Origin of the sequence: Micromonospora sp. NPDC005686, assembly GCF_042871665.1 — a bacterium.
Lineage (GTDB): Bacteria > Actinomycetota > Actinomycetes > Mycobacteriales > Micromonosporaceae > Micromonospora.
Genome location: NZ_JBIAIY010000001.1, coordinates 832,480 through 848,015 on the forward strand (window position 1 = coordinate 832,480; position 15,536 = coordinate 848,015).

The window sequence follows — 15,536 nt, forward strand, 5'->3', positions numbered from 1 at the left end:
CTGCGGAATCGCTGCCCGGAGCGCCCGCTGAGGTCAGTGGCGCAGCGTGTGGATCAGCGCGAGCGCCTGGCGGGTGACCGGCCGCAGCACGCGCAGCCGGGACAGCCCCACCAGCCGGTCCACGAGCGGCACCACGCCGTCGATGAGCTGCCGGGTCTTGACCTGCCCGTCCGAGCGGTCGTGCACCCAGTAGAGCACCACCCCCATGTAGCCGAGCCAGAGCAGCTCGGGCAGGGCCTCGCGCAGCTCGGCGTCGAGCTTGGCGGTGGAGCCGGTCAGCGCCTCGCGGAACAGCGCGATCGACATGTCCCGGGGTGCCGACGACTCGGCGGAGAACGGGCTGAGCGGCGAGGTCGGCTCGGCGGCCGTCTTGAAGAAGGCGCCCGCGAACGCGTGGTACGGGCTCAGCACGTCGATGCCCGCGTGCAGCACCCCGGCCAGTCGCGGCGCGAAGTCCCGCTCCCGGGCGAGCACCGGCGCGGCCGTCTCCCGGTGCTCGCGCTGGGTGCCCGCGTAGAACTCCTGGACCAGGTGCTCCTTGGAGTCGAAGTAGTAGTAGGCGTTGCCCACCGCCACGCCCGCCTCCTGGGCGACGGCGCGCATGGTGGTGCGCGCGTACCCGCGCTCGCGGAACAGCCGCATCGCGGTGTCCAGGATCAGCTGGCGGGTCTGCTCACCCCGGGCCGTCGACCCACCCGCAGCGGTCGTCGGCGCACTCTGCTCGGTCATCGTCGTCACCGTATCCCGGTTCCCGGATCCGCTCGCGGACCGCGGAGGCCGCCGCCACCACCCGCCGGGCCAGCGGCAGCAGGTGTGGGCGGGCCAGCCGTTCGGCCGTGCCGCGATGCTCGGCGAGCGCCCAGAGGCAGGCGAACCAGGCGCCGTCGCCGCGGTAGACCGCGCCGGTGTCGGCCACCACCGTCAGGTCGCGCAACGTGGCGTCGTGGTCCAGCCCGGGAAAGCGCCGCCGGGCCTCGGTGGACCCGGCCGGCACGAACTCCAGCGGTACGAGCTGGGCGTGCGAGGCCAGCCACCGCCGGGCGGCCCGGCACATCGGGCATTCCGCGTCGAACAGGACGGTGAACCCGCGGATCCCACCGGCCCCGTGCCCGGTGGGATCCTGCTGGTGCCCGCCCGCGGCGGACGTCACCGGGCCGGCGGGTTCGGGCCCGCCGCCGGCACGGGCCCACCTTGCGGCGGGAGCATCCTGACCGGCGGCAGCGGCGGGTGGGTGGCCTGCTGGCGCAGGCGGCCGCGCCGGTATCGGCCGAGCGCGAAGACGTTGAAGAAGTGCAGCGCGCCGAGCACCAGCAGAACGAATCCCACCTTCATGGAGAGCTGCTCCAGCGCCTGGCTGGTGTCGCCGACCGGATCGGACTCCTTCATCGCCACCGTGACGTAGCCGAGGTTGAGCAGGTAGAAGCCGACCACCAGCAGGCTGTTCACCGCCCCGGCCAGCCGGCTGTCGGCGAACACGTCCTCCAGGAACACCTGCCCGTTGCGGGACAGCGCCCGTGCCACCCAGATGGTCAGACCGATGCTCACCGTCAGGTAGGCCAGGTACATCCAGACCTTCGCGTCCATCCCCGTCGCCTTTCTTGAACGTGTTCAAATCAAGGGCGACGTGAGCTTACGACAAATTTTGAACGCGTTCAATAACGTCGTCCGGCGACGGCGGCAAGGGCGTGGGCGTGGGTCAGGCGGTCAGGCCGAGCACCTCGGTGGCGGCCCGGCCGTTGGCGTGGCTGGCGCCGTGGGTGGCGACGAAGGCGCGCGCGCCCACCGGCCGCCAGGCGCCCGGCCAGCCCATCTCGACCACTGTCACCTGATGCGTGGCGGCCAGCGCCTCGACCAGCTCGCGCGCGCCGGGCAGCCGGTGCAGGTGCCGCCCGACCAGCACGACCGGCCGGTCACCGGCGAGCCGCCGCACCTGCTCCGGGTCGGTCTCGCCCGCCACCGCCCGGGCCTGCTCGACCCCGGCGGCAAGGTGCGGGCCGAGCCCCCACGGCACCCGGCCCTCGGCGATGGTGGAGAGGGCGTGCACCTGCACCACGAGCGGCGCGGTGGAGCGGGTGAGGTCGCCCTCGACGCGTACCGCCCGCAGCGCGGCGGCGTAGCCGAGGCCCTCGACGGCGGGCGGCGGGGTGTCGGCGGGGCCGGTGGCGGCGGCGAGCGCCGCCGTCCGGCCGGCGGCCTCCTCGACCCGCTCGCGCGCAAGCCGGCCGTCGTCGATCGCCGCGACGATCTCGGCGGCGACCGATTCGACCAGTTCGGCGTCCACCCGGGCCCCGATGCAGAGCAGGTCCGCGCCGGCGGCCAGGGCCCGGACCGCGCCCGGACCGACCCCGCCGGCGGCGAGCACCGCGCCCTTCATCTCCAGCGCGTCGGTGACGACGGCGCCGGTGAAGCCGTACTCGACGCGCAGCAGGTCGTGCAGGACCGCGCGGCTGAACGTGGCAGGGCCGTCGCCGGTCAGCGCCGGCACCCGGATGTGCGCGGTCATCACCGCGCGGACGCCCGCGTCGACGACGGCGGCGAACGGCGGCAGGTCGCGTTCCCGCAGCACGGCCGGCGGCACGTCGACTGTGGGCAGTTCGTGGTGGGAGTCGGCGACTGTGGCGCCGTGCCCGGGGAAGTGCTTGGCGCAGGCGGCCACGCCGGTCGACTGGAGGCCGGCGACGGCGGCGGCCGAGTGGACCGCGACGCGCTTCGGGTCCGCCCCGAACGAGCGGGTGCCGATCACCGGGTTCTCGTCGGCGGTGTTCACGTCGACGGTGGGCGCGAGGTCGACGGTGATGCCCAGCGCGGCCAGCTCCGCGCCGATCGCCGCGTACACCTGGCGGGTGAGGCCGGGGTCGTCCACCGCGCCCAGTGCGGCGTTTCCCGGGTACGGGCTGCCGGTGGCGTGCGCCAGCCTGGTGACGTCGCCGCCCTCCTCGTCGATCGCGACGATCACGTCGGGGCGGCCGGCGCGCAGCGCCGCCGTGGACGCCGCCACCTGGGCCGGGTCGTGGATGTTGGTGCCGAACAGGGTGTGCCCGGCGAGCCCGTCGGCGAGCAGGTCGACCGCCCAGTCCGGCGGGATCGGCCCCGGGTACGCGGCCAGCAGCGTGCCCAGCGCGAGCCGGCGCAGTCCTGGATCCAGACCCACGAGTATCCCCTTTCCCTGCCGGGTCGTCCGGCCGCTGCGGATGGGGGTGGCCGATACGCTAGCGGGCACCCCTCGGCAGGCGTTTTGTGGTTAGAGAACTTTACTGAAAATTGAGGACGTTGGTATGAGTGCGACCCGGCTGCCCGGCACCCCCCGACTCCTGCGGGCGCTCAACGATCGTGCGGCGCTGGAGCTGCTGCTCGAGCGCGGCCCGCTGACCCGGGCCCGGATCGGTGAGCTGACCGGGCTGTCCAAGGTCACCGCGTCCCAACTCGTCGAGCGGCTGGAGGAACGGGGCCTGGTCGCCCGGGTCGGTGAGCAGGCCGGCGGGCGGGGCCCGAACGCCCAGCTCTACGCCGTCCGGCCGGGCAGCGCGTACGTGGTGGGCGTGGACGTGGGCGCGGAGCGGGTGGTGGCGGCCTGCGCCGACATCACCGGCGCCGTGGCCGGCCGGGTCGAGCAGTCCACCAAGGACACCGACGACCCGGTCGGCGTGGTGCACAACGCGGTGGTCCAGGCGGCCAGCAGCGCCGGGGCGGAGCTGTCCGCCGTCCGGCGCGTCGTGCTCGGCACCCCCGGCCTGGTCGACCCGCAGACCGGCGACATCACGTTCGCGTTCAACCTGCCGCGCTGGCACAGCGGCCTGCTCGCCGCGCTCCGCGAGGACCTGGACACCCCGGTCGTCTTCGAGAACGACGTGAACCTGGCGGCGGTGGCCGAGGCGCAGTCCGGCGCGGCCCAGGGCACAGCCGACTTTGTGCTGGTCTGGGTGGATGCGGGCGTCGGCCTGGCGATCATGCTGGGCGGGCGGCTGCACCACGGCAGCAGCGGCGCGGCAGGCGAGATCGGCTACCTGCCGGTGCCGGGCGCACCCATCCCGCGCGACGTGTCCAAGCGGGCGAAGCCGGCGTTCCAGCAGCTCGTTGGCGCCGACGCGATACGTGCGGTGGCCGCCGACCACGGTTTCGCCAGCCCGGACGCGGCGGAGCAGGGCGTCGCGGCGGCCCGGGCGGCCGAGGTGGTACGCGCGGCCATCGCCGCCGGCACCGCCGGTGGGCCGATGCTCGACGAGCTGGCCCGGCGGCTGGCGCTCGGTGTGGCGAGCACCTGCGTGGTGCTCGACCCGCCGCTCGTGGTGCTCGCCGGCGCGGTCGGACAGGCCGGCGGCGCGGCGCTGGCCGAGCGGGTGCAGCACGAGGTCGCCGCGATCACGCTGGTCCGGCCCCGGGTGGTGACCACCGGGCTGACCGAGGAGCCGATCCTGCGCGGCGCGCTGCGTACCGCGCTGGACGCGGTCCGCGACGAGGTGTTCGGCTCGACGGTCGGCTGACCGCGTCGTACACCCGGACGCCATGTGAAGGAATCCTTCATCATGGCGTCAGGGTTGGCAAGGAGTTGCCGGGGCGTGCGCCGTTGCGGGTTCTTCAGCAGGGCCGGCGCGACCGCCAGCCGCAAGCGGTGACCAACGACACGGTGCCCCACCCTACGGCGGCGGCGCCGCCCGTGGAGGGCGCCGGACCGGGTGCGTGATTGGATGGAGCGGTGACTGGTGACCTGATCCCCGGCGCCCCGGGCGCCCTCGCCCCCTCGACCGTGGACGCGGATCTGGTGGTCAGCCTCGACGGGGTCGGCGTCAAGCGTTCCGGCACGGCGCTGGTGCACGACGTCGACTGGCAGGTCGAGCTGGACGAACGGTGGGTGGTGCTCGGGCCGAACGGCGCGGGCAAGACCACGCTGCTCAACCTGGCCGCCGGGCGGCTGTACCCGACCAGCGGCGTCGCGCACGTGCTCGGCGAGCGCATCGGCCGTACCGACGTCAACGAGCTGCGTACCCGCATCGGCCTGTCCACGGCGACGCTCGCCGAGCGGATCCCCGCCGAGGAGCGGGTCGTCGATGTGGTGATGACGGCCGCCTGGTCGGTGGTGGGCCGCTGGCGGGAGAGCTACGACCGCACCGACGAGGCCCGCGCCGCCGCGTTGCTGCGCCAGCTCGGCGTCGGCCACCTCACCGACCGCGTGTACGGCACGCTGTCCGAGGGCGAGCGCAAGCGGACGCAGATCGCCCGCGCGCTGATGACCGACCCGGAGCTGCTGCTGCTCGACGAGCCCGCCGCCGGGCTCGACCTGGGTGGGCGCGAGGACCTGGTGGCCCGGCTGGCCGAGCTGGCGTACGACCCGGACGCGCCGGCCATGGTGCTGGTCACCCACCACGTCGAGGAGATCCCGCCGGGCTTCACCCACGCGCTGCTGCTGCGCGAGGGCGGCGTGGTGGCGCAGGGGCTGCTCGCCGACGTGCTCACCGCCGACAACCTGTCGAAGACGTTCGGCCTGCCGCTGGTGGTCACGCGGTCCGGCGACCGCTGGGCCGCCCGCGCCGCCTGAGCGACGGGACGACACCGTGCCGCAGACCCGGATCGCCGTCGTCGGCAGCGCCAACATGGACCTCGTCGGCATCGGCGCCGCGCTGCCCCGGCCCGGCGAGACGGTGCTGGGTGACGACTTCGTCATGCTGCCCGGCGGCAAGGGGGCCAACCAGGCGGTGGCCGCGGTACGCGCCGGCGCGTCCTGCGTCTTCCTCGGCGCGATCGGATCGGACTCGTTCGGGGTGACGCTGCGGGCCCGGATGACAGCCGCCGGCGTGGACACCGGCCACCTGCGGGTGGTCTACGGCCCGTCCGGCGTCGCGCTGGTCATGGTCGGCGGCGCGGGGGAGAACGCCATCCTGGTCACCCCGGGAGCGAACGCCGCGTTCACGTCGCCGACCGCCGACGAGCTCTCCGCCGTACGCGATGCGGACGTGCTGGTCGCGCAGTTGGAGGTGCCTGTCGAGACGGTGACCGAGGCGGCGCTGGCGGCCCGGTCGGCGGGCACCCGGGTGGTGCTCAACGCCGCGCCGGCCCGGTCGGTGCCGGCCGAGCTGCTGGCGGCCACCGACCTGCTGGTGGTGAACGAGCCGGAGGCGCAGGCGCTGACCGGCCGTGGCCGGGACGAGCCGGCGGCGCTGCTGGATCTGGTGCCCCGGGCGGTGCTCACGCTCGGCGGCGACGGCGCCTGGTACGTCGACCGGGACCGGCCGGCGACGCACGTGCCGGCGGTGCCGGTCGACGTGGTCGACTCGACCGCCGCCGGGGACGCGTTCACCGCTGCTCTCGCGGTGGCCTGGGGCGAGGGGCGGGACCTGGCCGAGGCGGTGCGCTGGGCGGCGGCTGCCGGTGCGGCGTGCGTGCGCAAGCTCGGCGCCTCGGTGGCGCTGCCGCGCCGCGCGGAGATCGACGAGCTGTTCCTGGGCGGCTGAGCCTCAGCCGGCCGGTTCGTCGGTGAGGCGTTCGCCGCGGCGGCGCAGCATGCCGAGCCCGGGGATGCCGGCGACCGCGAGCTTGAGATCCCGGGTGACGTCCAGCAGGTCGTGCAGGTCCGGGCCGACCCGGTCCAGCGTGGCCAGGATCGGCAGCACGTCAGGGTCAGATGCTGCTTGAGCTTCGGCAACTCGTCCACGAGCCGGATCGCGGCGGTCACCTCCTCCGGGCTGAGTTGCTCCACGAAGCGGGCGGCCATCGGCGCGGCCCGGCGCAGCGTCGCCTCGTACGCGGCCAGCAGCTCGCTCGCCGTGCCCGCGGCCCTGTCCGCCGTCGCCAGCGTGCCCGCGGCCCGCGCGGTCACCGTCTCCGCCTCGGTGACCAGACCGGCCGCGCTGCGGGCCACCCGGTCGGCCTCGCCGACCACAGCGGCCGCCGCCGCGGAAACCCGCTGCGCCTCGCCGACCACCACCGTCGCGGCGGCGGCCACCTCGGTCGCCGTGTCGATCGCCGCGGTCGCGGCGGCGCTGATCACCGCCACCTCGCGGACCGCCGTCTCGGCGTCGGTGAGCACCCGGTCGGTGCGGTCGAGCGTGCCCTCGATCCGGTCGACCACCCCGTCGATCCGCCGGACCAGCGCCTCCACCTGGTCGAGGACGGCGAAGGCGCGAGCGGGTACCGAGGCCATCGTGACCGCCGAGCCGAGCGCCTGGTCCACTGCGTTGCGGGTGAGGCCGAGCAGGGCGCCGGGCCGGGGGAGAGGGATTGCCATGACATCCAGTGTGCGGCGTCGGGGCCACTGCCGCCCGGCGGCCACCCGGCGGTGATCGTGACGCCGGGCTCCCGGCGGGGCGTAGGGTGCCCGCATGCCCACCCCCGGCTCGGTGTCGCGGCGAACGCTCGCCTGCGGCCTGGTCGCGCTGCTCGCCATGGTCCTGGGCGCCCTGCTCCTGGTCCGCGCCGACGCCGGGCTGAGCACCCGGCGGGCGACGGTGGCCGGGGTGCCGCTGACCGAGGTCCGGGCGGACGGCGCGGACGGTGGCCGGCGGCCCGGTGTGGTGATCGCGCACGGCTTCGCCGGGTCGGCCCGGCTGATGCGGCCGCTGGCCGACTCGGTGGCCCGCCAGGGCGGCGTCGCGGTGCTGCTCGACTTCGCCGGGCACGGCGCCAGCGGGTCCCGGCTGCCCGGCGCCGGGCGGGACGGGGAAGGCGCCCGGGCGCGGCTGCGGCACGATCTGGACGTGGCAGTGGCGTGGCTGCGCGGACGCCCCGGTGTCGACCCGGACCGGATCGTCCTGGTCGGGCACTCGATGGGCGCCGGCGCGGTCACCAGGTACGCGGTGGCGCATCCGGAGATCGACCGGACCGTGGCGATCTCGCTGCCCGACGGCGGTGACGTGCCGGCCGGCTGGCCGGGGAAGCTGACGTTGGTGGTGGGCGGCCTGGAGTTCGCCGGTTTCCGCCAGGCCGTCGACGAGGTGACCCGGGACGCGCCGCCGGGCACCCGGACGCGGGTGGTGGCGCCCGGCGTCGAGCACGTGTCGGTGCTGTTCGCGCCGCGTACCCACGCCGCGGTGCTCGACGCGCTGCCGGACCGTACCGGCGGGCCGGAGCCGTCCCCGCTGACCCGGCCGGGCGGGGCCGCCCTGCTGCTGGCAGGGCTCGCGCTGGGCTTCGTGCCGCTTGCGGCGCTGCTGCCGCGCCGGGCGCGGCCGGGCACCGGCGGTCCGCGTACCACCCGGTGGCTCGCCGCGACGGTGCCGGCGGCCGGGCTGGGCGCCGCGCTCGCCGCGTTGCTGCCCACCGCTCGGCTGCCGCTCGCCGTGGGCGGATATGTCGCGGTGTTCCTGCTGCTCACCGGCGTGCTGCTGGCCGCCGCAGCACGCTTCGCGCGTCCCGGGCGGCCGTCAGCGACCGGGGGTGGCGTCCGGTCCGCGGTGGTCGCGGCCGTGCTCCTCGGGTACGCCGTGCTCGCTGTCGCGCTGCCGCTTCATCTCGGGCTCACCTCGACCGTGCCGGTCGGGGCCCGGTGGTGGCTGCTGCCCCTGGTGACGCTCTGCTGCCTGGTCTTCCTGCTCGGCGCCGAGCGGCTCACCGACGGCCACGGCCTCGGCTACGCGGCCGCCGGCGGCATCGCCGTGCTGGTGCTGGCCGGCGCGGCGCTGATCGGCCTGGCGCCCGGGTTCGTGCTGCTGGTGGTGCCGCTGTTCGCGGCGCTGGTGGCCTGGCAGGCGGCCTGGGCCGAGGTGTTGCGCCGCCGGGCCGCGCCGTGGTGGCTGGCGCCGCTGCTCGGGGCGGTGCTGCTGGCCTGGCCGATGGCGACCACGCTGCCGCTGGCCTGACCGGCGCCGGGCGGCTCATCGGCTGTCGGTCTGCTGTTCCACCGCGCGCTGCACGGCCCGGTAGATCTGCCCGAACCGCAGCGCGTCGGGCGTGCGGACCAGCATCGTCTCCCGGCCGTGGTGCTGCACCCACAGTTCGTGCACCCGGCTGCCGCGCTCGTAGGAACGGTCCAGCCAGCCGAGCGGCAGTTCCAGGAACGGGGTGAGCGCCAGCCCGATCACCACGAACGCGGCCACGATGATCAGGGCCAGCTTCCACTCGCCCCGGTCCTGCGCCGACCAGGCGAGGGAGAGCGCGCACACCACCGCGACCAGCGGTGGCAGCGACAGCAGCAGGACCAGCACCCCGCGTCCCAGCACCCGCCCCCGGACCGCGAGTGTGGTGGTGCCGCGCTCGTGCCAGACGTACGTGACGTCGGCGAGCGCGACGACCCGACCACCCGCGTGGATCGCGTCCGAGGTGACCTGTACCGCGTCGTCCCGGTAATAGAGGGCCATGAATCAGCCTAACCGCGTGTGTCGACACCGGACGGTCGAGCGTCGGTAGGGTGACGGTATGACGGGCGGGGCCGGTGTCGGCGGCGACGAGCAGGCGCGCAACATCGAGGTGGTCAAGCGCTACCTGCGCACCTTCGTCACGAAGGACCTGGCCGAGCTGGCCGAGGTGGTCGACGAGGACGTGCAGATCTACGGCTCCGGCGTGGCGGTACGCGGTCGGCGCTACCCCGAGGCCGCCGTCTCCTCGCCCGGCCTGACCGTGCTCGACCAGGAGATCCTGGAGATCTTCGCGGCCGGGGACCGGGTGGTGGTGTCGGTGGCGCAGACGTACCGGCGCGACGCCACCGGGGCGACCACTGTGCAGAGCGCCTGCAAGATGTACCGCCTGGCCGGTGGCCGGATCGTGCAGTTCTGGGGCGAACAGGACACCTACGGCCTGCTGCGCGGGCTCGGCCTGCTGCCGGACGAGCCGATCACGTTCTGACGGGAGGCGGGACGACCCGGCGCGGCGGGCAGGCTCTCCATGGCGCGCTGCACCGCCCGGTAGATCTGGCCGAAGCGCATCGCGTCGCGGGTGTGCAGCAGCCGTACCGTCTGACCCCGCCACTGCGCCCACATCTCCATCTCCCGGCTGCCCCGGGTGTAGGAGCGGTCCAGGTACTCGAAGAGGAAGTCGGCGAGCGGCCCGACGGCGAGGCCGACCAGCACCGAGGCGCCGACGATGGCGATGGTGACCACCGCCGAGCGGTGCAGCCACACGGCCAGCCCGATGCCCAGCACGGCGGTCACCAGCGGCCCGGCGAGCGCGGCCCCGATCGCGCCGCGCCCGGCGAGCACCCGCCACGAGCGTTCGCCCCGCCGGTGCCACACGGTGGTCAGCTCGGCGAGCGGGTAGCTGCGCCCGTCCACCCGTACCACGGTGGAGGTGACCTGGACCGAACGGTCGTCGTAGTAGGTGATCATGGCCTCACTCCCGGTGGGCGGGGCGGCGGCGACTCCGGCGCGGCGACCTGGACGTCGCCGACACCACACTGTCTACCCCAACGAGGCGAGTCGTAAGGTTGGCACGCGACTTCGACGAGGAAGTGAGGGCAGCGTGGGCGAGTTCGTCAAGCTGGAAGTGAAGGACGGCATCGGCACCATCCGGCTGGAGCGGCCGCCGATGAACGCGCTCAACACCCAGGTGCAGGAGGGGTTGCGCGCCGCCGCGGCGGCGGCCACCGCCGACGCCGAGGTCCGCGCCGTCATCGTGTACGGCGGGGAGAAGGTCTTCGCGGCCGGGGCGGACATCAAGGAGATGGCCGACATGTCCTACGTGGACATGGCGGAGCGCGCGGCCAATCTGTCCAGCGCGCTCGGCGCGATCGCCCGCATCCCCAAGCCGGTCGTCGCCGCGATCACCGGCTACGCGCTCGGCGGCGGCTGCGAGCTGGCGCTGGCCTGTGACTGGCGGATCGTGGCCGAGGACGCCAAGCTCGGCCAGCCGGAGATCAAGCTCGGCATCATCCCGGGCGCCGGCGGCACCCAGCGGCTGGCCCGGCTGGTCGGTCCGGCCCGCGCCAAGGACCTGATCATGACGGGTCGGATGGTCGACGCCGCCGAGGCGCTGCGGATCGGCCTGGCCGACCAGGTGGTGCCCGCCGCGGAGGTCTACGACGCCGCGGTGGCGTACGTGAAGCCGTTCCTGACCGGGCCGGCGCAGGCGCTGCGGGCGGCGAAGGCGGCCGTGGACGCGGGTCTGGACATGGACCTCACCTCCGGCCTGGCCTGGGAGAGCCAGCTCTTCGCGGCGCTGTTCGCCACCGACGACCGGCGCGAGGGCATGGCCGCGTTCGTGGAGAAGCGCAAGCCGGGCTTCACCGGCCGCTGACGCGAGAGCTGTTCACATCCGCGATACCGGCCAGTAACGTGACAGCGGTCGGTCGACGAAGGGGAATGGCATGACGGAGCGGATCGAGGGCCACGGCGGCGATCTGGCGCTCGCGGCACTACGCGCGCACGGCGTACGGGAGATGTTCACGCTCTCCGGCGGGCACGTCTTCCCACTCTACGACGCCGCCCACAAGGCGGGCTTCCCCCTCTACGACGTGCGGCACGAGCAGTCGGCGGTGTTCGCCGCCGAGGCGGTGGCCAAGCTCCAGCGCCGCCCCGGCCTGGCCGTGCTCACCGCCGGCCCCGGCGTCACGAATGGCGTCTCCGGTCTGACCAGCGCGTTCTTCAACGCCTCGCCGGTGCTGGTGCTCGGCGGGCGTGCCCCGCAGTTCCGCTGGGGCTCGGGCAGCCTCCAGGAGATGGACCACCTGCCGCTGGTCGCGCCGGTCACCAAGCACGCCGAGACGGTGTTCAGCGCCGACGACATCCCGCGCGCGGTGTCGGCGGCGCTGACCACCGCGCTCACCCCGCACCGCGGCCCGGTGTTCCTGGACTTCCCACTGGAGGCGGTCTTCTCGGTCGGCGACGCCGACCTGCCGGCGGTCACGCCGCCGGCGCCGATCGAGCCGGACCCGGACGAGGTGGCGAAGGCGGCCGGCCTGATCGCGGGCGCGTCCCGGCCGGTGATCATCGCCGGCTCCGACGTGTACGCGGGCGACGCCGTCGAGGCGCTGCGCGCCGCCGCCGAGTCGTTGCGGGTGCCGGTGTTCACAAACGGCATGGGCCGGGGCGCGCTGCCGCCGGAGCACCCGCTGGCCTTCGCCAAGGCCCGCCGGGTCGCGCTCAAGGGCGCCGACGTGGTCGTGGTGATCGGCACCCCGCTGGACTTCCGGCTCTCCTTCGGCGACTTCGGCGACGCCCGGGTGGTGCACGTCGTGGACGCGCCCAGCCAGCGGGCCGGGCACGTGCAGCCGGCCGCCGCGCCGGCCGGTGACCTGCGGCTGATCCTGGGCGCGTTCGCCGACCACGCCGGTGATCGGGCCGACCACGCCGACTGGATCGCCGAGCTGCGGACCGCCGAGGACGCGGCGAAGGCCCGCGACGCCGCGGAGATGGCCGCCGAGACCGACCCGATCCGCCCGGCCCGGATCTACGGCGAGCTGCGCAAGGCGCTCGCCCCGGACGCCATCACCATCGGCGACGGCGGCGACTTCGTGTCGTACGCCGGCCGGTACCTGGAGCCGGCCCAGCCCGGCACCTGGCTCGACCCCGGCCCGTACGGGTGCCTCGGCACCGGCATGGGCTACGCCATGGGCGCCCGGGTCAGCCACCCGGACCGGCAGATCTGCGTGCTGATGGGCGACGGCGCGGCCGGTTTCTCGCTGATGGACGTGGAGTCGCTGGTCCGGCAGAAGCTGCCGGTGGTGATCGTGGTCGGCAACAACGGCATCTGGGGTCTGGAGAAGCACCCGATGCGGGCGATGTACGGCTACGACGTGGCCGCCGACCTCCAGCCGGGGCTGCGCTACGACAAGGTGGTCGAGGCGCTCGGCGGCGGGGGCGAGACGGTGGAGAAGGCCGCCGACCTCGGGCCCGCGCTGGGGCGCGCGTTCGACTCGGGCGTGCCGTACCTGGTGAACGTGCTGACCGACCCCGCGGACGCGTACCCCCGCTCGTCGAACCTGGCCTGAACACGGCGCGTGCGGGCCGTCCGCCGGGTGACCGGCGGGCGGCCCGCGGCGCGTGTCAGACCTCGGGGCGGTCCCTGTCGTCCGGGCGGCCGCGCAGCTCCTCCTCGCGCCGGCGCAGGTCCTCCTCCCACAGCCGCAGCCGTTCCTGGTCCTCGCGGCGGGACCGCTCGGCGAGCGAGGCGAGGAACTCCGGGTCGTCGTCCGGGGCGAGCGGGCGGCGGGCCGGGGCGGCGGGACCGGCCGTGCCGGTGACGCCGGCGGTCCCGGCCGGGCGCTCGCGGCCCACCAGGAACCAGGCGATCGAGCCGACCAGCGGAAAGAAGAGAATGATCAGCACCCAGATCATCCGGGGCAGCGCCTTGACCTTCTCCTCGTCGGCGGAGAGGCAACTGATCAGCGCGACGACGGCAAGGACGATCTGGACCAGGAAGAACAGCACGTAGAGGCGGGCCATGCCTCATGATGGCTCACCGCCGCACGTCAGTGCACCCCGCTGAGCACGTGCGCCACACCGAGCACCGCCAGTCCGGCCGCACCGAGCGCGGTCAGCGGCACCGACCAGCGGTCGAACCGGCGCGGTCCGGCGCCCGTGGCCCGCCGCCACGTCACCACCAGCACGGTGAGCCAGACCAGGATCGCCAGCCCGGTCAGCGCCGCGTCCACGGCCTGGCCGCGCAACGCCGGCCGGAGCTGGAGCAGCAGCACAGCGGTCAGCGTGAGCAGCGTCCGTCGCCAGGCCAGCCGGGTGCGCTCGGGTTGCAGGCCGGGGTCCCGGGTCACCGCGCCCCGCCCAGTAGCACGGCGGCCACCAGCAGCAGCGCGCCGATCGCGACGACGAGCGCCAGGACGGCCGGGAAGCGGGACGCGGGCAACTCCTCGTTCAGCCGCATGGCCCGTTCGGTGCGCGCCCAGTGGTCGACCGCCCGGATCGAGACGGCCGCGCCGAGCAGCAGCAGCGCGACCGCTATCGCCTCGCGCAGGTGGGCCAGGCGCAGCGGCGGGAGGAACTGCGCCGCGGCCAGCCCGCCCGCCACCAGCGCCAGGCCGGTACGCAGCCAGGCCAGGAACGTCCGTTCGTTCGCCAGCGAGAAGCGGTAGTCCGGCGCGGTGCCGACCGAACGCAGTTCACCCCTGCCGAACCAGCTCTTGATCGACTCCCACACGCCGCTGATTATCCGCTTTGCCCCGCGCCTAGCCTGGGTGGATGACCGATCTTGACGCGTGCGAGCTACGCGACGCCTACGACACCCAGCTCCGCCCGGAGCTGCCGGACCCGTTGCCCGTCGGCGTGACGGTGGAGCGGGACGGCCCGCTGTTCCGTGTGCTCGGCCTGGACCACCGCGGCTTCCTCACCTACCGGACGCTCGACGGCCTGACCGGCGCCGAACTGGACGCGCTCATCGCCCGGCAGGTCGAGTTCTTCCGGGCCCGGGGCGAGTCGGTCGAGTGGAAGCTCGCCGGGCACGACGAGCCGGCCGACCTGGGCGACCGGCTGCGCGCCGCCGGCTTCGTGCCGGAGGACCAGGAGACCGTCGTGGTCGGCCCGGTCGTGCCGCTCGCCGCCGCCGTCCCGGTGCTCCCCGAGGAGGTACGCCTGCGCGAGGTCACCAGCCGGGCCGACCTGGAGCGGATCGCCGCCATGGAGGAGGAGGTCTGGCACGACGACCGCAGCCGCCTGGTGACCGGGCTGGCGCGGGAGATCGAGGCCGACCCGCAGTCGATCACGATCGTGGTGGCGGAGGCGGGGGAGACGGTGGTCAGCGCGGGCTGGGTCCGCTACCAGCGCGGCACCGGCTTCGCCAGCCTCTGGGGTGGCTCGACGCTGCCGCAGTGGCGCCGGAAGGGCATCTACCGGGCGCTGGTGGCGTACCGGGCGCGGCTGGCGCAGCAGCGCGGCAAGACGATGCTCCAGGTGGACTGCTCCCCGGACAGCCGGCCCATCCTGGAGCGGCTCGGGCTCGTTGCGGTCACCACCTCCACGCCGTACGTCTACACTCCGTGATCATGGAGCGGTTGACGGCGGACGAGCGGCTCACCCTGAAGACCGGAGCGTTCGGTGCCGTGTTCCTGGTCTCCAACGCCGTACCCGGCATGCTGGCCATGGTGCGGGAGAGCTTCGCCGCCTCCGGCGCGCTCGCCGAGGTAGGCGGCGTGGTCAAGGAGGCGCTGACCACCGGGCCGCTGCCGCAGCTCCCCCGGGACTCGGCGCTGGAGGTCGAGTCCGTGGTGCTGCCCGCGTTGGGCCGCTCGGTGGAGATCCTGAGCGCCAAGTCGCCGGAGGACGTCGAGACGTACCGGTCGGTGGTGCTGGCCGCGGCGGAGCGGGTGGCGCTGGCGCACCGGGGGATCGAGCCGGCCGAGGCGGCGGCGATCGAGAAGATCCGGCAGGCGCTGGCCGAGGCGGCGTGACGGTGGTGAGTTGCGTCACTCCGGGTCGCCGAGGTGGCCATGCTACTTGCGGGTAACATTGCCGCGTGGGGAAGTGCACAGCAACCCGCGGTTGACCCACGTTGCGTCACGCGGGAGGCTGCGCCCGGGACCGGGCGAGTGATCGCTACACCAAACAGGAGGGTCGTCGAAGCGCGATGAACATCGTCGTACTCGTCAAGCAGGTGCCTGATTCGGGCGCGGACCGCAACCTGCGTTCTGACGACAACACCGTCGACCGCGGTTCGGCGAACAACGT

Annotated in this window: 20 protein-coding genes and 1 pseudogene; 11 read left to right on the forward strand and 10 right to left on the reverse strand. The window is 74.5% G+C overall.

Annotated features, from left to right (window positions below; all coding sequences use genetic code 11):
• Positions 1-33: 33 nt before the first annotated feature.
• The 4 genes from ACFYON_RS03915 to ACFYON_RS03930 form a co-directional block, all read right to left on the reverse strand.
• The gene (locus ACFYON_RS03915; RefSeq protein WP_355015226.1) at positions 34-729 is read right to left on the reverse strand and encodes a TetR family transcriptional regulator; all 696 of its coding nucleotides are present in this window, start codon (positions 727-729) and stop codon (positions 34-36) included.
• Entirely contained in the window at positions 674-1,150 is a 477-nt protein-coding gene (locus tag ACFYON_RS03920) for a thiol-disulfide oxidoreductase DCC family protein (protein WP_387257429.1), read from the reverse strand. The genes ACFYON_RS03915 and ACFYON_RS03920 overlap by 56 nt, the downstream gene beginning before the upstream one ends.
• The gene (locus tag ACFYON_RS03925) at positions 1,147-1,584 is read right to left on the reverse strand and encodes a hypothetical protein (protein ID WP_354874133.1); all 438 of its coding nucleotides are present in this window, start codon (positions 1,582-1,584) and stop codon (positions 1,147-1,149) included. The genes ACFYON_RS03920 and ACFYON_RS03925 overlap by 4 nt, the downstream gene beginning before the upstream one ends.
• A 112-nt stretch (positions 1,585-1,696) precedes the next feature.
• A complete protein-coding gene (locus tag ACFYON_RS03930) occupies positions 1,697-3,151 on the reverse strand; it encodes a glycoside hydrolase family 3 protein (RefSeq protein WP_387257427.1) in 1,455 nt (484 codons plus the stop codon).
• Between the two features lie 124 nt (positions 3,152-3,275).
• Here ACFYON_RS03930 and ACFYON_RS03935 point away from each other — a divergent pair, with 124 nt between their 5' ends.
• The 3 genes from ACFYON_RS03935 (at position 3,276) to ACFYON_RS03945 (ending at position 6,446) form a co-directional block, all read left to right on the forward strand.
• Positions 3,276-4,481 carry an ROK family protein gene (locus ACFYON_RS03935; protein WP_387189033.1) on the forward strand — a complete coding sequence of 402 codons (1,206 nt, stop codon included), beginning with the start codon at positions 3,276-3,278 and terminating at the stop codon, positions 4,479-4,481.
• A 212-nt stretch (positions 4,482-4,693) separates the two neighbouring features.
• Positions 4,694-5,533, forward strand: a complete 840-nt coding sequence (locus tag ACFYON_RS03940) for an ABC transporter ATP-binding protein (protein ID WP_387189034.1) — start codon at positions 4,694-4,696, stop codon at positions 5,531-5,533.
• A 16-nt stretch (positions 5,534-5,549) separates the two neighbouring features.
• Positions 5,550-6,446: a ribokinase gene (locus tag ACFYON_RS03945; protein WP_354874125.1), complete on the forward strand. Its 897-nt coding sequence runs from the start codon at positions 5,550-5,552 to the stop codon at positions 6,444-6,446.
• A 3-nt stretch (positions 6,447-6,449) separates the two neighbouring features.
• On the opposite strand, the gene ACFYON_RS03950 is transcribed toward ACFYON_RS03945, so the two are convergent.
• Positions 6,450-6,605, reverse strand: a complete 156-nt coding sequence (locus tag ACFYON_RS03950; protein ID WP_387320541.1) for a hypothetical protein — start codon at positions 6,603-6,605, stop codon at positions 6,450-6,452.
• 18 nt (positions 6,606-6,623) lie between these two features.
• Here ACFYON_RS03950 and ACFYON_RS03955 point away from each other — a divergent pair, with 18 nt between their 5' ends.
• On the forward strand, positions 6,624-7,274 hold the full coding sequence (locus ACFYON_RS03955; RefSeq protein WP_387320543.1) for a hypothetical protein: 651 nt from the start codon (positions 6,624-6,626) through the stop codon (positions 7,272-7,274).
• A gap of 39 nt (positions 7,275-7,313) precedes the next feature.
• Positions 7,314-8,789: an alpha/beta fold hydrolase gene (locus ACFYON_RS03960; protein WP_354874121.1), complete on the forward strand. Its 1,476-nt coding sequence runs from the start codon at positions 7,314-7,316 to the stop codon at positions 8,787-8,789.
• A 15-nt stretch (positions 8,790-8,804) separates the two neighbouring features.
• On the opposite strand, the gene ACFYON_RS03965 is transcribed toward ACFYON_RS03960, so the two are convergent.
• Entirely contained in the window at positions 8,805-9,287 is a 483-nt protein-coding gene (locus ACFYON_RS03965; protein WP_354874119.1) for a DUF6232 family protein, read from the reverse strand.
• Between the two features lie 58 nt (positions 9,288-9,345).
• Between ACFYON_RS03965 and ACFYON_RS03970 the strand changes: the two genes are divergently transcribed.
• On the forward strand, positions 9,346-9,771 hold the full coding sequence (locus ACFYON_RS03970) for a nuclear transport factor 2 family protein (protein ID WP_354874117.1): 426 nt from the start codon (positions 9,346-9,348) through the stop codon (positions 9,769-9,771).
• Here ACFYON_RS03970 and ACFYON_RS03975 read toward each other — a convergent pair.
• Positions 9,717-10,250, reverse strand: coding sequence for a DUF6232 family protein (locus tag ACFYON_RS03975; protein ID WP_354874116.1), 534 nt, complete (start codon positions 10,248-10,250; stop codon positions 9,717-9,719). The genes ACFYON_RS03970 and ACFYON_RS03975 overlap by 55 nt on opposite strands.
• Positions 10,251-10,383: 133 nt before the next feature.
• Between ACFYON_RS03975 and ACFYON_RS03980 the strand changes: the two genes are divergently transcribed.
• The gene (locus tag ACFYON_RS03980; protein ID WP_354874114.1) at positions 10,384-11,157 is read left to right on the forward strand and encodes an enoyl-CoA hydratase-related protein; all 774 of its coding nucleotides are present in this window, start codon (positions 10,384-10,386) and stop codon (positions 11,155-11,157) included.
• 70 nt (positions 11,158-11,227) lie between these two features.
• On the forward strand, positions 11,228-12,850 hold the full coding sequence (locus ACFYON_RS03985) for an acetolactate synthase (protein WP_387320546.1): 1,623 nt from the start codon (positions 11,228-11,230) through the stop codon (positions 12,848-12,850).
• Positions 12,851-12,905: 55 nt separating this feature from the next.
• On the opposite strand, the gene ACFYON_RS03990 is transcribed toward ACFYON_RS03985, so the two are convergent.
• Genes ACFYON_RS03990 through ACFYON_RS04000 form a run of 3 tightly spaced genes read right to left on the reverse strand, consistent with a single transcriptional unit; the run spans position 12,906 to position 14,013 of the window.
• On the reverse strand, positions 12,906-13,304 hold the full coding sequence (locus ACFYON_RS03990; RefSeq protein WP_354874110.1) for a PLD nuclease N-terminal domain-containing protein: 399 nt from the start codon (positions 13,302-13,304) through the stop codon (positions 12,906-12,908).
• A gap of 26 nt (positions 13,305-13,330) precedes the next feature.
• Positions 13,331-13,630 (reverse strand): DUF202 domain-containing protein, encoded by a 300-nt coding sequence (locus ACFYON_RS03995; RefSeq protein WP_355015229.1) that lies wholly within the window; start codon positions 13,628-13,630, stop codon positions 13,331-13,333.
• Positions 13,627-14,013, reverse strand: coding sequence for a DUF202 domain-containing protein (locus tag ACFYON_RS04000; protein WP_354874106.1), 387 nt, complete (start codon positions 14,011-14,013; stop codon positions 13,627-13,629). Before ACFYON_RS04000 ends, ACFYON_RS03995 begins: the two co-directional genes overlap by 4 nt.
• A 41-nt stretch (positions 14,014-14,054) precedes the next feature.
• Between ACFYON_RS04000 and ACFYON_RS04005 the strand changes: the two genes are divergently transcribed.
• The 3 genes and pseudogenes from ACFYON_RS04005 to ACFYON_RS04015 all read left to right on the forward strand — a co-directional run.
• A complete protein-coding gene (locus ACFYON_RS04005; protein ID WP_355015230.1) occupies positions 14,055-14,852 on the forward strand; it encodes a GNAT family N-acetyltransferase in 798 nt (265 codons plus the stop codon).
• A gap of 2 nt (positions 14,853-14,854) precedes the next feature.
• Positions 14,855-15,259 carry a hypothetical protein gene (locus tag ACFYON_RS04010; protein ID WP_355015231.1) on the forward strand — a complete coding sequence of 135 codons (405 nt, stop codon included), beginning with the start codon at positions 14,855-14,857 and terminating at the stop codon, positions 15,257-15,259.
• A 176-nt stretch (positions 15,260-15,435) separates the two neighbouring features.
• A pseudogene (locus tag ACFYON_RS04015) lies at positions 15,436-15,536 on the forward strand (electron transfer flavoprotein subunit beta); the annotation flags it as partial.

Bases quoted from the DNA above. Each gene is read 5' to 3' on its own strand.
- ACFYON_RS03915 (WP_355015226.1), bottom strand. From the start codon at position 729: ATGACCGAGCAGAGTGCGCCGACGACCGCTGCGGGTGGGTCGACGGCC.
- ACFYON_RS03925 (WP_354874133.1), bottom strand. From the start codon at position 1,584: ATGGACGCGAAGGTCTGGATGTACCTGGCCTACCTGACGGTGAGCATC.
- ACFYON_RS03935 (WP_387189033.1), top strand. From the start codon at position 3,276: ATGAGTGCGACCCGGCTGCCCGGCACCCCCCGACTCCTGCGGGCGCTC.
- ACFYON_RS03960 (WP_354874121.1), top strand. From the start codon at position 7,314: ATGCCCACCCCCGGCTCGGTGTCGCGGCGAACGCTCGCCTGCGGCCTG.
- ACFYON_RS03965 (WP_354874119.1), bottom strand. From the start codon at position 9,287: ATGGCCCTCTATTACCGGGACGACGCGGTACAGGTCACCTCGGACGCG.
- ACFYON_RS03970 (WP_354874117.1), top strand. From the start codon at position 9,346: ATGACGGGCGGGGCCGGTGTCGGCGGCGACGAGCAGGCGCGCAACATC.
- ACFYON_RS03975 (WP_354874116.1), bottom strand. From the start codon at position 10,250: ATGATCACCTACTACGACGACCGTTCGGTCCAGGTCACCTCCACCGTG.
- ACFYON_RS03985 (WP_387320546.1), top strand. From the start codon at position 11,228: ATGACGGAGCGGATCGAGGGCCACGGCGGCGATCTGGCGCTCGCGGCA.
- ACFYON_RS03990 (WP_354874110.1), bottom strand. From the start codon at position 13,304: ATGGCCCGCCTCTACGTGCTGTTCTTCCTGGTCCAGATCGTCCTTGCC.
- ACFYON_RS04005 (WP_355015230.1), top strand. From the start codon at position 14,055: ATGACCGATCTTGACGCGTGCGAGCTACGCGACGCCTACGACACCCAG.
- ACFYON_RS04010 (WP_355015231.1), top strand. From the start codon at position 14,855: ATGGAGCGGTTGACGGCGGACGAGCGGCTCACCCTGAAGACCGGAGCG.